This window comes from Rhodococcus sp. IEGM 1307 (genome assembly GCF_030056915.1).
Taxonomy (GTDB): Bacteria; Actinomycetota; Actinomycetes; order Mycobacteriales; family Mycobacteriaceae; genus Rhodococcus_F; species Rhodococcus_F opacus_D.
The window spans coordinates 78,034-92,397 of the sequence record NZ_JASHKW010000002.1 but is presented as its reverse complement, the minus strand read 5'-3'; the positions used below and the strand labels follow the sequence as shown (position 1 = coordinate 92,397).

Sequence of the window (14,364 nt, the reverse complement as noted above, 5' to 3'; positions counted from 1 at the left end):
CATGACGAGCGGCCACCCGATCCCGGACCCCGTCGGTCCGGGCCAGGAATCGGTGTGGGACTACCCGCGGCCACCCGTGGTCGAGCAGAGCGGCGAGTTGGTGGAGGTGCGGTTCGGCGGGCAACTCGTCGCACGCACACGCAACCCGCTGCGCCTGCTCGAGACGAGCCACCCGCCGACGTACTACCTGCCGCGCACGTGTTTCGCCGAGGGGGTCCTGCGTCCGGTTGCCGGGAGCACGGTGTGCGAGTGGAAGGGGCGGGCGGATTATTTCGACGTCGTCGCGGGCGGACACGTCGCCGAGCGTGCGGCGTGGCACTATCCGCGGCCGGTCGCCGGGTACGAATCTCTCCTCGGGCACGTGGCGGTCATGCCGGGATCGGTGGACGGCTGTTTCGTCGGCGGCGAGCGGGTTCGGCCCCAGACGGGGGGCTTCTACGGCGGGTGGATCACCGATCAGGTGGTCGGCCCGTTCAAGGGCGGGCCCGGGAGTCGCTTCTGGTGAACGCCTCACCCACTACCGTGGGACTCGTCCGTCTCCCACGGCGGCAGGTCGTCGACGATCAGGGCGACGAGCCACGGCAGGGGCAGCGACACACCGATGATCGCCACGGCCACCCACGGGTTACCGGACAGACCGTAGACCACCGCGGACAGCACGAACGCGAGAATCCTGAACGACGCCACGATCACGTACTTGCGCACCCGCACCCGATGCTGTTGTTCGAGTGACACCGATGCCGTGGTGATACTGATCGGGTGGCGGGCGGTGCCACTCGGTGCGGACGTCCACCGGAAGGTCGGGCCCGTGACGAGGGACCGTAGTGCGTGGGAAATGCTCACCACACCGGAATACCCAGAGCATTGCCGCATGCAACGCCCATCACCGGTGTTACGGCCGGCCGGAGGAAGGCTTCGGCACCTTCGGTGTCCCCTGATCGCCGGACCTGTTCCTCGACCGACATCACGCGCCTCGGAGCGACCGCTACTGTCGAGTCATGGCCACCACAGCTGACCACCTGAGAAGCACCCTCGACGGACGCTGGCGGGAGGTACGCGAGCGCGTCAGGGCGGAATTGTCCGGATCCCCCGACTTCGCACCGCACTACACCCCCGACCTCGACGAGGCCCGCGCCAAGACGCTGGCGCAGTTGCGTCTGCTCGCGAGCAACGGCTACGCCGCCGACGGATTCGCGAAAGACCACGGCGGCACCGGTGACGCCGGCGCCGCAGTCACGAGCATCGAGATGCTTGCGATGTCGGACCTGTCCCTGATGGTCAAGGCGGGCGTGCAGTGGGGACTGTTCGGCGGCGCGATCGAGAACCTCGGTACCGCGCGCCATCACGAGGCGTACGTGAAGCGTCTCGTCGATCTGGATCTGCTGGGGTGTTTCGCGATGACCGAGACGGGTCACGGCAGCGACGTGCAGGCCCTCGAGACCACCGCGACGTACGACGCGGACGCGGGCGAATTCGTCATCCACTCCCCCACACCGTCCTCGCGCAAGGACTACATCGGCGGGGCGGCGCAGCACGCGACGATGGCGGCCGTGTTCGCGCAGTTGATCACGGGCGGCGAGTCGCAAGGCGTGCATTGCTTCGTGGTGCCGATCCGGGACGAGGACGGCAACGATCTCCCCGGCGTCCACACGTCGGACTGTGGGTACAAGGGTGGACTTCCCGGCGTCGACAACGGCCGAATCACGTTCGACCAGGTCAGAATTCCGCGGGAGAACCTGCTCAACAAATACGCAGACGTGGAACCCGACGGCACGTACACCTCGCCGATCGACAACGCGAACCGCCGATTCTTCACGATGGTGGGCACTCTCGTGCGGGGACGCGTCACGGTGGGCGGGTCCGCCGGCGCCGCCGCCCGCGTCGCATTGTCGATCGCCACCCGATATGCGTTGCAGCGCAGGCAGTTCAATGCCCCGCAGGCCGAGGACGAGGTGCTGCTCATGGACTACCTCGTCCACCAGCGCAGGCTGTTCCCGTTGATCGCACGCTCCTACGCTCTGCAGTTCGCGCAGAACGAGCTCGTCGCCAAGATGCACGAGATCCAGAGCAGTGCCGACGCCGACCCCCAGGAACAGCGTGAACTTGAGGGCCGCGCCGCCGGGCTAAAGGTTGCGAACACCTGGCACGCCACCCGTGCGATCCAGGAGGCCCGTGAAGCGTGCGGCGGCGCCGGGTACATGGCCGAGAACCGTCTCACGGCGCTCAAGGCCGACACCGATGTGTTCACCACGTTCGAGGGCGACAACCACGTCCTGACGCAGCTCGTGGCCAAGGAACTGCTCACGTCCTACGCGGACGAGGTGCGCGGCATGAGCCCCGTCGAATGGATGCGCTTCGCGGCCACCACGGTTTCCGACGTCGTCAAGAAGCGCACCGCCGCGCAGCAGATCATCCAGACGATCCTCGACACGCGGCAGGACAACGAAGAGGACGGCAGCCTCTTCAACCGCGGCACGCAGCTGACGATGTTCGAGGACCGCGAGCAGTACCTGCTCGCGACCGCCGCCCGTCGCCTCCAGGCTGCGCAGAAGCGCGAGGAGAACCCGTTCGACGCCTTCAATTTCGTGCAGGATCACGTGCTGCACGCCGCGCAGGCGCACATCGACCGGGTGGTGCTCGAGGCGTTCGTCGCCGGCATCGACGAATGCGAGGACGACGACGCCCGCGACCTGCTGAGCGATGTCTGCGACCTCTACGCGCTGAGCGTGATCGAAGAAGACAAGGCATGGTTCATGGAGCACCGGCAGCTGTCGGTGGAGCGGTCGAAGGCGGTGCAGCGGGGAATCAACGAGCGCTGCCGGTCGCTGCGGCCGCACGCCCAGACGTTGATCGAGGGCCTCGGGGTTCCCGAGGCGCTACTCGGCTCCGCGATGCTCGACGGTCCCGGGACCGACACCGTCCGCAAGACCCAGATCTTCCGATGACGAGGACGGCTCGGCGGGTTCGCCCGCCGGGCCGGACCGGAGCCGGCGCACCGAATCGATCACCAGCAACCCCGCGACCGTCAGCAGTCCGGCGGCGACGGCGATCCACGACCCCGAGTACGCGGTTCCCTCGAAGGAGGGTGCACCCGGCGCCACGGGACCGAACTCCGATGTGACCTGGGCATGGTTCCAGCACCACACTGCGGCGACGACACCGGCCACGGCACCGATCCACTCCGCTGTCACCACCGCGGTCCGGCGGTTCATTCCGCCGACCCGCCCGCCGACTTCGCGAGCAGCGATTCGAGCTGCGCGCGCAATGCCTCGTCGTCCTTCGCCCACGCCTGCACCAAGGCGCCGCCCCGCAGTCGCAGTCCGATGCCCGTCCGCCGGCGGGGAACCGCGGACAGCTCCCCCAGACTCCGGGCGGTTTCCCACGGCTGCTGCTCGTACGACTCCGGGTCGGCGGGGGGCATGATCTTCACGATCTCGGTGATCGGCACGTCTTCGGTGCCCTGCCGCAACGACGACGTCGTGAGTTCGACGCTGGCATGCCTACGGGCGGCCACCACCTGCACGTAGACGAAACCGCTGAGCAACACTGCGAACAACGACAGCGCGAACCAGTGCACCACCGGGCCGGTCAGTAGTTCGATGATCAGCGCGATCAGGCAGAAGACCGGGCCGAACGCCACCATCCGCCAGCGGGCGCCGGGCTCACTGAACAGGACGGCTGGTTCGCTCACACGCTCATCCTGCGACATCGTGGCGCGCGAGGAAAACGTGGGGCACGTCAGGAGAGGGCGCCCGGGATCACGACGAGCAACAGAGTCAGCAGCACGAAGGCCACGATGATGGCGAACATCAGTGCTTCTTTGCGAGACCCGTGTGCTCGATCGTCAGCGCGCATGGAGAAAAGTCCTTCGGTCGAAATGAAGTCTGCGGTCTGCCCTTGTGACGTACTTCACGGTACATCTTTATATTTCACGAGCAAATCGAAGCTACTCGTCGGAGGGGGGCAACCTCAAAAAGTAGCTGTTGGAATCCTTGCGGTGCATCAGCACGACGGCTCCGACGGCCACCACGGCCTGGAGGATCTGCACGCCACCGAGAGCGAGCGCGGTGCCGCTTCCGTCGGATCCGATGCCGAAGAGCACCGGGACGGTCCACACCACCATCATCACGCACGCGATGGTGAGCAGCATCCTGGCCCAGTTCCGGCCCTTGCGCATGAAGTGCACGAACAGGAGGAACAGCCCGGTGAGGATCAGGATGAGGACGACCGTGAACCCGATACCCACGTAGAACAGTTTCTCCACGCTGTCGCGGCTCATGTCGACCTCGCCGGATGTGACGCTGGGGTTGTTCATCAGTTCGTCGACGAACGTCGACTTCTCCCCCACCACCAGAACCATCGCGGCCAGCGCCTGGATCAGCCCGAGCCCGGCCACCGCCCACAGCAACTGGGCTGCCGTGCCCACGTCGACCGGTGCCGGACGTTCGGGCTTCGGCTGCGGAACCGGCGGGGGGTACGGGAAATCGTGCGGAGACGGGCTCTGCTGATGCGGAGCCTGGTGCGGCGGTGTCGGTGGCCACTGCTGGGTCATGGCACTACCGTATCCGCCGACGAGACGATCACAACCAGCCGGCCGCTTCGGTCGCCCAGTACGTCAGCACGACGTCCGCGCCTGCGCGGCGGATACTGGTCAGCGATTCGAGGATCGCGGCGTCCCGGTCGATCCAGCCGTTCTGCGCGGCGGCCGTGATCATCGAGTACTCGCCCGAGATCTGATACGCCGCAACGGGGACGGGAGAGCGGTCTGCCGTCTCGCGCAGGACGTCCAGGTAGGACATCGCCGGCTTCACCATCACCATGTCGGCGCCCTCGTCGATGTCGAGGTCCACCTCCCGCAGCGATTCCCGGCGATTGGCCGAATCCTGTTGGTACGTGCGGCGATCACCCTGCAACGACGACCCGACGGCCTCCCGGAACGGGCCGTAGAACGCCGACGCGTACTTCGCCGAGTACGCGAGCTGACCGACGTCGGTGTAGCCCGCGTCGTCGAGGGCCTTGCGGATGGCGGCGACCTGGCCGTCCATCATTCCGCTCGGACCGAGCAGATGCGCGCCGGCCTCGGCCTGCGCGACCGCCATGTCGACGTACCGCTGCAGCGTGAGGTCGTTGTCGACCGCACCGCTCTCGTCGAGAACTCCGCAATGACCGTGGTCGGTGAACTCGTCCAGGCAGGTGTCCGCCATGATCACCGTCGCATCGCCGACTTCGTCTGCGAGCCAGCGCAATCCGCGGTTCAGGATGCCGTCCGGGTCGGACGCGCCGGACCCCTCGGCATCCTTGTCGTCGGGACGGGGCACCCCGAAGAGCATGAGTCCACCGAGTCCCGCCTCGACCGCTTCCGTCGCCGCCCGACGCAGCGAGTCGGGTGTGTGCTGGAAGACGCCGGGCATCGACGAGATCTCACGAGGCTCGTCGATACCGTCCGCGACGAACATCGGCAACACGAGATGCCGTGGCTCGAGCGAAGTCTCGGCGACGAGACGACGCAGCGCCGGTGTCCGGCGGAGGCGTCGCGGTCGGTGGGTCGGGAACAAGGACATGCCCTCCTTCGTCGGGCCCGTGCGCCTTTTTGGTAGTGGGAACAACCAAAAAGGCGCACGGGCGCGTAGCGCCTATCGCCGAGCGCGGGACTTCTTGCGTGGCGGGGGCAGTGCGCCCTCGGCACGCAGGCGCGCGGCGTGCTCGGCGAGAGCCTCCACCAGCGGGCCGACCTGAGCGGTCTCCGGCTGCACGTCCACGCGCAGGCCGAATTCGATGGCCGTCTCGGCGGTCTTCGGACCGATGCAGGCGACGAGGGTGCGCGCGTGCGGCTTTCCGGCGATGCCGACGAGGTTGCGGACGGTCGAGGACGAGGTGAAGCAGACGGCGTCGAACCCACCGGTCTTGATCATCTCGCGGGTCTCGGCCGGCGGCGGCGCAGCCCGGACGGTGCGGTAGGCGGTGACGTCGTCGATTTCCCAGCCACGTTCGCGCAGGCCCTCGGCCAGCGTCTCGGTGGCGATGTCGGCGCGGGGCAGCAGAACCCGATTGACCGGGTCGAACACGTCGTCGTAGGGGGCGAATTCGGCCAGCAGGCCTTCGCTCGACTGCTCACCGGAGGGCACGAGTTCGGGGTTGATTCCGAACGAGCGCACCTTGGCGGCCGTGGCCTCACCGATGCAGGCGATCTTGACGCCGGAGAACGCGCGGGCGTCGAGCCCGAACTCCTCGAACTTCTCCCACACCGCACGCACCGCGTTGGTGGACGTGAAGACCACCCACTGGTAGCGGCCGTCGACGAGGCCCTTCACGGACCGTTCCATCTGCGCCGGGCTGCGGGGCGGCTCGACGGCGATGGTGGGCACCTCGATCGGGATGGCGCCGTGCGTGACGAGGCGGTCGCTCATTTCGCCTGCCTGATCCTTGGTGCGCGGCACCAGGACCTTCCAGCCGTACAGTGCACGCGACTCCCACCACGACATCTTGTTGCGCTGGGCGACGACCTTGCCGACCGTCACGACCAGCGAACCGACCAGTTCGGAACCGGCCTCGTTCAGCGTCGCGAGGGTGGCCTCGACGGTGCGCTGCTGCCGGGTGGTGCCGCGGACCGTGATGGCGGCCGGGGTCTGCGGAGCCAGGCCGTGCTCGACGAGCGCGCTCGCCGTCTCGGCGAGGTGACCCGACGTGGCATGCAGGACCAGCGGTCCGGGTGCGGCGGCCAGGGCAGCCCAGTCGACCTCGCCGCGGACGTCGGCCTCGGTGTGTCCCGACCCCAGTGCCATACCGGCGTAGGACGGGACGGCGGACGCGGACGGCAGGCCCGGCAGGACCTCGAACTGCACCTGGGTGCGGGCGACGGCGGTGACCTCGGCGATCACGGAGTCGGTGGTCAGCGGGTCGCCGGACACCAGACGCACGACGTCGTGGCCGTTCCTCGCCTCGTGGACGAGGGTCTTCGCGACCTCCGCCGGCTCACCCAGTGCCGGACGGACCTCGGCGAGCGGCTCACCGGTCTCGGCGTCGACGCCCAGGTCGGTGCCCACCAGGACCGTGACGCCCTTGTCGACGTCGGGGTCGGTGAAGGCGAGGGTCGCTGCGGCAAGGACGTCCCGTGCGTGCACGGTGAGCAGTGCCGGATCGCCCGGTCCGGATCCCACGAACAGGATTCGTCCGGGGGTGTTCTTACGGACTCGGCTCATCGGTAATTCTCCAGTGCGATCATGTGTCGAGATGGGTACAGGAAGCGGATCGGCCGATCAGTCGGCCTTCGCACATCAAACATCGGCATCACCGGCCTCGGTGACATTCATCAGCTCCCGCGCACCGAGCTCGAGAAGCTCCCGCGCGACGGAGCGGCCGAGTTCTGCGGCGTTCTCCGGGGAGCCCACGGCCCCCGTGCGAATGACGTCGGAACCGTCGATGGCTGCGGCGCAGCCCCGGACGGACAGTTCGTCGAAGATGCGGCCGTCGTCGTCGAGTGATTCGACGACCTCGGCTATGGCGCCGACGGGCGCGGTGCAGCCGGCCTCGAGCTCGGCGAGCAGCGCGCGTTCCGCAGTGACGGCGGCGCGGCTGTTCGGGTCGTCGAGCTCCGACAGGATCGCGACGAGCGCCGTGTTCGCGGACAGGCATTCGACGGCGAGCGCGCCCTGCGCGGGTGCGGGCAGCATCTGGACCGGTTCGATGGACTCGGTGATCAGGTCCAGACGTCCGATCCGCGCCAGGCCCGCGCGGGCCAGGACGACGGCGTCGAGTTCGCCGGACTCGACCTTGCCGAGGCGCCGCTGCAGGTTGCCGCGCAGCGGACGGATGTCGAGGCCGAGGCCCAGCGCCCGGAGCTGCGACGCGCGCCGCGGTGCGGACGTGCCGACCTTCGAACCGGCGGGCAGTTCTCCGAGGACCAGTCCGTCGCGGGCCACGAGCGCGTCGCGGGGATCCTCGCGCGGCGGAATGGCGGCGATGGTGAACCGTTCGTCGGGGGCGGTCGGCAGGTCCTTGTAGGAGTGGACGGCCACGTCGACGCGGCCGTCGGCGAGCGCTTCCCGGAGTTCGGCGGTGAAGACGCCGACTCCGATCTTCTCCACCGATTCCATGGACTGGTCGCCCTTGGTCTTGATGATGACGAGCTCGGCGTCGTGCCCGGCCGAGATCAGTGCGTCGCGCACGGTCCCGGCCTGGGTGGTCGCGAGCTCACTCCCACGGGTTCCGATCCGCAGCGTACGGGTGCCGACGGCGCTCATGCCTGCGATTCCTTCCCATGGTTGTCGTCTGTGACGAAGCGGCGCAGGCGCGGGTCCTGGCCGGCGATGAAGCCGTCGGTGATGTCGATGGCGCTCAGGTCGGTGGCGCCGCCGAGGTCGGTGGGCTTGGCGACGGCCTCGACGGATCCGGGGCTGAGTTCGAACAGCTCGCGCAGGGCGGCGGCGTAGGAGTCGCCACCGGGTGCGGAGGCGAGCTGCTTCACCCGGACGGTGGGCGCGTGGAGAAGCTTGTCGACCACTCGCCGCACGGTGCGGGCGACCTCGTCGCGCTCGGGGTCGTCGAGTCCGGGCAGACGCGAATCCAGTCGCATCAGCTCCGCCTCAACCACGTCCGCGGCGCGCTGGCGCAGGGCGGTGACGGTCGGCGTGACCTCCGCCAGCCGCTGGCCGGCGAGGTAGTTGGCGAGTTCGGCGGCGACGATCGTCCGGGCGGCGTCGGCGTCGGATGCAGCGGCGCCTGCGGCGGGATCGCGCTGCAGCGATTCCATGTCGAGGACGGTGACCCCGGGCAGACCCGACACGGCGGGCTCCACGTCGCGGGGCAGACCGAGGTCGCAGATGACGAGGGGGCGTTCGGCGTCGCGGCCGGGCTGTGCCAGCGCGCGGTGGGTGTCCGCGAGCGTGACGACGGCGCCGACCGCGCCGGTACAGGTCACGAGGACATCCGCCTGGGCCATCGCGGCGGGGAGTTCGCTCAGTTCGAGGGCTTCCGCCTCGACGCCGTTGGACCGGGCCGTGTCGGCGAGGTGCTCCGCACGCTCCTTGGTCCGGTTCACGACGACGATGCGGCCGATCCCGGCCCGCGTGAGGTGGGCGACCGACAGGCCGCCCATGGATCCGGCACCGACCACAACGGCGGTGCGTCCGGTCAGTCCGCCGTCGCCGACGATGCCGGCGGCCCGGTCGAGGGCCACGGACACGACGGACGCGCCCGCCGAATCGATACCGGTCTCCGAATGCACCCGCTTGCCGACGCGCAGCGCCTGCTGGGCGAGTTCGTGCAGGGTGCGGCCTGCGGCCTGCTGCGCGTCGGACGACGCGTAGGCGGTCCTGATCTGCCCCAGGATCTGCTGCTCGCCGATCACCATCGAGTCGAGGCCGCTGGCCACGGCGAACAGGTGCTCCGCCGCAGCCTCGCTGTAGCGGACGTACGCGTGCCGGTGCAGATCGGTGAGATCGAGCCCGGAGTGGTCGGCGAGCAATTCGCCGACCTCGGCCAGCGCACCGTGGAACGCATCGACGACGGCGTAGATCTCCACCCGGTTGCAGGTGGAGACGATCATCGCCTCCGAGATGTGCGACGACGCCAGAAGCTTGTCCGTCAACTTCGGGCGATCGGTGTCGGTGACAGCTACCCGCTCGAGAACCGGCACCGGGGCCGTTCTGTGCGAGACCCCGACAAGCAGAACACTCACGGCGCGATCACTGATCCGTTTCTTGGTGCGGTGGACGGGACAGCCGAATGTCCGATGCGGACGCGGGGAGCGGTGGGGACCGACTCCGTGTTGCGTGCGCTGTTGAACGAGAGAACCTGCATTTCGACGGCGAGGTCAACGCGGCGCATCTCGACGTGATCGGGGACGTCGAGCGAGGTCGGCGAGAAGCTGAGGATGCAGCGCAGTCCGGCGCGCACCAGACGGTCGGCGACTTCCTGCGCCGCCTCGTCGGGCGTCGAGATGACGCCGATGGTGGCCTCGAGTTCGGCGCAGGCCTGCTCGAGTTCGTCGACGTGCCGCACGGTGAGGTCGCCCACCGGCGCACCGACCCGCGCCGGGTCGCTGTCGAACAGTCCGACCATGGAGAACCCGCGACGGCCGAAGCCGCCGTAGCCGGCGAGCGCCTGGCCGAGGTTTCCGACGCCGACGAGCACCACTTTGTGTCCGCGGTCCAGGCCGAGCGCGCGTTCGATGCGGGCCCGCAGGCGCGTCACGTCGTAGCCGACGCCGCGCACACCGTTCGGCCCCAGGAAGGAAAGGTCCTTGCGGAGCTTCGCGGAGCCGACACCGGAGGCTGCGGCGAGTTCCTCGCTCGAGACGATGATCGTGCCGCGTTCCGTCAGCACTCCGAGGACCCGCAGGTACGTCGCGAGGCGCGTCACCGTAGCCTGGGGGATGTCCCGCGATTCGGGGAGCGGAGCGGCGCCGGCGACCGAGGGGGCCGGAGACCCGACCATCGACTGCCCGACCGCCCCCGTGACGCCAGGGGCCACAGACCCATGCGTCTGGTGCGTTTCGGTCACGTCGTTGGCTCCTCGTCCGACCGGCATTCGATGCCGTTCTTCACGATGCTCCGGGGAATTGTTCACACCACGGTAACTGCTTGTGAACCCATGCACAAAGTCGCTGCGACTGCGCGACATGCGGTCCTACCTGCACGGCATCGGAAGATCCCACTTTTAGGGTTCCCTTACTTGCGTAAATCCGAGCGAAGGCGCTCGTCGTCGACCTCCCAGTAACTGTGCTCACGTCCGTCGAGCAATACCACCGGCAATCGGTCGCCGAATTCGGCCCGCAATTCGGGGTCCGTGGCCGCCGCCTCGTCGACGTCTATGCACGTCAGTTCCAGCCCGAACTCCTCGCACAGAACCAGCAGCAGCTCGCGGGCCGGCGCGCACGCACCGCACCCCGCCCTCGTGAGAAGCGTCACCTCGTGTCCGCCCGTGCTCATGCCTCGTCACTTCCTTTCGACGCCTCCGGTGGAGTCACTGTGCCGTTTCGGGGTCCGCAGACGCCAATCGGCTCGGAGATGAACGTCACACAGTTCCCTCAGCGCGGCCATCCACCCGCCCCGCCCCCGATTCGGGGGATAGGCTGCTCCCAGAGGCTTCTGCGATACGGGAGGTGCGAGTGCCTGCGCGATCACTACCGAACGGCACGGGTTTCGGTTCAGGTCTGGCGGGGATCATCCTCCCGGGCCGACGCCAGTTCAGGAATCCGCTGGGACCCAGCGAAGCCGAGGTACGTGCCAATGTCGCAGGTGAGGCGAGTGCCGATGCGGCCCTCGCGCTCCACGTCGCGTCCGGCGAGGAAACCGAACTGGTGGAACACGACGTTCCCCTCGACCTCACGGCGGCCGCGTTCTTCGACGTCGACAACACGATGGTCCAGGGCGCCTCGATCATCCACTTCGCCCGCGGACTCGCCGCCCGCAAGTACCTGAAGACGTCCGACCTCGTCGACTTCGCGTGGAAGCAGATCAAGTTCCGCGTCACCGGCAAGGAGAGCAGCGACGACGTCGCCTCCGGCCGGGAGAAGGCCCTCTCGTTCGTCTCCGGACGGTCGACGGCCGAGCTCGCCCGGCTCGGCGAGGAGATCTACGACGAGGTGATCGCCGACAAGATCTGGCCCGGCACCCGCGCGCTGGCGCAGATGCATCTGGACGCCGGGCAGCAGGTGTGGCTGGTCACCGCGACCCCGGTGGAGCTGGCCCAGGTCATCGCGAAGCGCCTCGGCCTCACCGGTGCCCTCGGCACGGTGGCCGAGAGCGAGGACGGGATGTTCACGGGACGTCTGGTCGGCGACATCCTGCACGGCCTCGGCAAGGCGCACGCCGTGCGCGCCCTGGCCGTCCGCGAGGGGCTCAACCTCAAGCGCTGCACCGCGTACTCGGACAGCCACAACGACGTGCCGATGCTGTCGCTGGTCGGCACGGCCGTCGCGATCAACCCCGACACCGACCTGCGCGAACTCGCCAAGAACCGGGGCTGGGAGATCCGCGACTTCCGGACCGGACGCAAGGCCGCCAAGATCGGCGTCCCCACGGCGCTGCTCCTCGGCGCTGCCGGCGGCGCACTCGCCGCGATCGTCGCGCGCCGCCGCGAACAGGCGGCCTGAGCCGCCCGCGGCGGTTCAGCCGAGGAACACGTTCCGGCGCTTCGCGAGGAGCCGGTACAGCGTCTGCTGGATGGTCTCCCGGACGTGGTCGGTGACCTCGAACAGTTCCATCGGGTCGTCGGCCGCCGCCGCGTCGTAGGTGTCGGTGACGATCGGCTTGCCGAACTCGATGTACCACTTCGACGGCAGCGGGACGAGTCCGAGCGGTCCGAAGTGCGGGAACAGCGGGGTCACCGGGAAGTACGGCATCCCCAGCAACCGGGCGAGCGTCCCGAGTTCGCCGATCTTCGGGTAGATCTCCTCGGATCCGACGATCGAGCACGGAATGATGGGCGCACCGGTCCGCATGGCGGCGGACACGAAGCCGCCGCGGCCGAACCGCTGCAGCTTGTAGCGTTCGCTGAACGGTTTGCCGATGCCCTTGAAGCCTTCGGGGAACACGGCGGCGACCTCCCCGTCCTGCAGGAGGCGCACGGCGTCCGGGTGGCATGCGAGGGTGTGCCCGGCCTTGCGGGCGACACCGCCGACCAGTGGCATCTCGAAGGCCAGATCGGCGGCCAGCATCCGCAGCGGGCGGTGCGCGGGGTGATGGTCGTGGACGGCGACGGACGTCATCAGACCGTCGATGGGCAGGACACCGGCATGGTTGGCGACCACCAGCGCGCCACCGGTAGACGGGATGTTCTCCAGACCGCTGACCTCGACGCGGAACCACTTGTCGAACAGTGGCCGCAGGATGGGGAGCCACACGTTCTCGGCGAAGTGCGGGTCGTAGCCGAAGTCGTCGACGTGGTAGTCGCCCGACAGCCGGCGCCGCACGAACTCGGCGGTGTTGACGATCTGCTCGGCCAGGGCGTTGCGGACGGCGTCGACGGCCGAAGTCTCGGTGACGGGCTCGGGTGGGGTGATCACGGCGGGTGGAGGCATCGCGGACGGATGTCGGCTCTCGCTCTGCTCACGCCTCGAACGTCCGATAGCGGCCCCGCGCGCGGCTGTCGCACCGTGCAGCGGAATGACCTTCGCCACTTCGTTCACCTCTCTCCTTTCGCCGTGCCGGTAAGAGCGAGTAGTGCGTTTTCTGCTGCGTCGACCCATTCGTTCTTGATGATCGCCTTGACGCCTGCCGCGCGAGCGAAGTCGTCGAGCGCCTGCATCGAGGTCCACCGTGGCTCGAAGGATAGTTCGCTTCGCATGCGGGTGGTGTCGAGTCCGCAACCGAAGTGGAAGTACTCGAGTTGCTCGGTGGTGTACGACCGCATTACCGGACCCATCAGCGCACGTCCGACGTTGCGGAACAACCCGAACGGCATCGGGACCTCGATCCGCCCGGCGCGGCGGATGGCCTGGGACATCATGACCACGCCGTCGCCGGCGACATTGAACGTGCCCGCCGGGCCCGATACCGTGGCCCGTTCCAGGGCGGCGAGCGCGTCCTCCTCGTGCAGCACCTGCAGGCGTGCGTCGCGTCCGAGAATGGTCGGCACCACCGGTGAGGTGAGGTACTGCGCGACGGTTGCGTTGAGGCGGGGACCGACCAGCGGTGCGAGGCGGAGAATCGACACCGCGATGTCGGGGCGCCTGCGCCCCATTCCCCGCAGATATCCCTCGATCTCGATGCAGTCCCGTGCGTAGGCACCCGCGGGACGCCGCCGGGCGCTCATCTCCTCGGTGAACTTGGCAGGGTCCTTGGCGCTGCAGCCGTACACCACGGAGGCCGACCGCAGCACGACTTTCCGGACGGTCGGCGCCTTCTGGCAGACGGCGAACAACTGCATCGCGCCGATGACGTTCATGTCCTTCATGGCCGCGCGACTGCCCGACTTCGGCGGGCGCGCCAGCGTCGAGGCGTGCACGACGGTATCGACCTCGGCGTTGCGAATGACCTTGCCTATCAGGGGATTCCGAATATCGGCGCGCACGAACTCGGCGCGGCCCATGCGGCGCAACATGTCCTTGCTCGGCGACACCGCGTCCACCGCGATGACCCGCTCGATGTCCGGATTCTGAGCGAGCCGGGTGACCAGGTACCCACCCAGAAACCTGCTTGCCCCAGTGACCAGCACGACGCGCGGCACCGCCGTCCGCGTAGTACTGTCTCCGTCACTCACAACCACTAGGACCCCCGATCACGTAGCGAGTGACGTCAACGATACGTGCAGGAGGGGGATGGCGCTCCGCACAACGACAATTGGTCGGTCGCCCACTACGCGGAGAGTGCCGGGTAAACGACGGATGCCCGCCACCGGAGGTGACGGGCATCCAGACGCAAC

General features: G+C 68.4%; 15 protein-coding genes. 3 read left to right on the top strand and 12 right to left on the bottom strand.

Going from position 1 to position 14,364, the window contains the following annotated elements; translation table 11 throughout:
- The first annotated feature begins 1 nt into the window (after position 1).
- A complete protein-coding gene (locus QM841_RS04130; RefSeq protein WP_283331019.1) occupies positions 2 to 505 on the top strand; it encodes a DUF427 domain-containing protein in 504 nt (167 codons plus the stop codon).
- Positions 506 to 510: 5 nt separating this feature from the next.
- Here the strand turns inward: QM841_RS04130 and QM841_RS04125 are convergent, their stop codons facing one another.
- Positions 511 to 843 (bottom strand): DUF3099 domain-containing protein, encoded by a 333-nt coding sequence (locus QM841_RS04125; RefSeq protein WP_283331018.1) that lies wholly within the window; start codon positions 841 to 843, stop codon positions 511 to 513.
- Between the two features lie 155 nt (positions 844 to 998).
- Here QM841_RS04125 and QM841_RS04120 point away from each other — a divergent pair, with 155 nt between their 5' ends.
- Entirely contained in the window at positions 999 to 2,945 is a 1,947-nt protein-coding gene (locus QM841_RS04120; RefSeq protein ID WP_283331017.1) for an acyl-CoA dehydrogenase family protein, read from the top strand.
- Here QM841_RS04120 and QM841_RS04115 read toward each other — a convergent pair.
- From QM841_RS04115 to QM841_RS04075, 9 genes are all read right to left on the bottom strand, one after another.
- A complete protein-coding gene (locus QM841_RS04115; protein WP_105415976.1) occupies positions 2,877 to 3,212 on the bottom strand; it encodes a hypothetical protein in 336 nt (111 codons plus the stop codon). The two genes, QM841_RS04120 and QM841_RS04115, sit on opposite strands and share 69 nt — an antisense overlap.
- Positions 3,209 to 3,691 (bottom strand): transport-regulating membrane protein Mce1N, encoded by a 483-nt coding sequence (gene mce1N, locus QM841_RS04110; RefSeq protein WP_271213146.1) that lies wholly within the window; start codon positions 3,689 to 3,691, stop codon positions 3,209 to 3,211. The genes QM841_RS04115 and mce1N overlap by 4 nt, the downstream gene beginning before the upstream one ends.
- Positions 3,692 to 3,946: 255 nt before the next feature.
- Positions 3,947 to 4,552: a hypothetical protein gene (locus tag QM841_RS04105; RefSeq protein ID WP_283331015.1), complete on the bottom strand. Its 606-nt coding sequence runs from the start codon at positions 4,550 to 4,552 to the stop codon at positions 3,947 to 3,949.
- Between the two features lie 28 nt (positions 4,553 to 4,580).
- A complete protein-coding gene (gene hemB / locus QM841_RS04100) occupies positions 4,581 to 5,555 on the bottom strand; it encodes a porphobilinogen synthase (protein WP_283331305.1) in 975 nt (324 codons plus the stop codon).
- 78 nt (positions 5,556 to 5,633) lie between these two features.
- Positions 5,634 to 7,199 (bottom strand): bifunctional uroporphyrinogen-III C-methyltransferase/uroporphyrinogen-III synthase, encoded by a 1,566-nt coding sequence (locus tag QM841_RS04095; RefSeq protein WP_005251986.1) that lies wholly within the window; start codon positions 7,197 to 7,199, stop codon positions 5,634 to 5,636.
- Positions 7,200 to 7,274: 75 nt separating this feature from the next.
- Complete coding sequence (gene hemC / locus QM841_RS04090) at positions 7,275 to 8,240, bottom strand: hydroxymethylbilane synthase (protein WP_283331012.1); 966 nt, start codon at positions 8,238 to 8,240, stop codon at positions 7,275 to 7,277.
- Complete coding sequence (locus tag QM841_RS04085; protein ID WP_016882766.1) at positions 8,237 to 9,676, bottom strand: glutamyl-tRNA reductase; 1,440 nt, start codon at positions 9,674 to 9,676, stop codon at positions 8,237 to 8,239. Before QM841_RS04085 ends, hemC begins: the two co-directional genes overlap by 4 nt.
- A complete protein-coding gene (locus QM841_RS04080; RefSeq protein ID WP_029539322.1) occupies positions 9,673 to 10,527 on the bottom strand; it encodes a redox-sensing transcriptional repressor Rex in 855 nt (284 codons plus the stop codon). Before QM841_RS04080 ends, QM841_RS04085 begins: the two co-directional genes overlap by 4 nt.
- A 140-nt stretch (positions 10,528 to 10,667) precedes the next feature.
- Positions 10,668 to 10,928 (bottom strand): glutaredoxin family protein, encoded by a 261-nt coding sequence (locus QM841_RS04075; protein ID WP_283331011.1) that lies wholly within the window; start codon positions 10,926 to 10,928, stop codon positions 10,668 to 10,670.
- 179 nt (positions 10,929 to 11,107) lie between these two features.
- Between QM841_RS04075 and QM841_RS04070 the strand changes: the two genes are divergently transcribed.
- On the top strand, positions 11,108 to 12,094 hold the full coding sequence (locus QM841_RS04070) for an HAD family hydrolase (RefSeq protein WP_164060735.1): 987 nt from the start codon (positions 11,108 to 11,110) through the stop codon (positions 12,092 to 12,094).
- A 15-nt stretch (positions 12,095 to 12,109) separates the two neighbouring features.
- On the opposite strand, the gene QM841_RS04065 is transcribed toward QM841_RS04070, so the two are convergent.
- Positions 12,110 to 13,129 (bottom strand): lysophospholipid acyltransferase family protein, encoded by a 1,020-nt coding sequence (locus QM841_RS04065; RefSeq protein ID WP_016882763.1) that lies wholly within the window; start codon positions 13,127 to 13,129, stop codon positions 12,110 to 12,112.
- Positions 13,126 to 14,169, bottom strand: a complete 1,044-nt coding sequence (locus tag QM841_RS04060; protein WP_009474737.1) for an NAD-dependent epimerase/dehydratase family protein — start codon at positions 14,167 to 14,169, stop codon at positions 13,126 to 13,128. Before QM841_RS04060 ends, QM841_RS04065 begins: the two co-directional genes overlap by 4 nt.
- Positions 14,170 to 14,364: the final 195 nt, after the last annotated feature.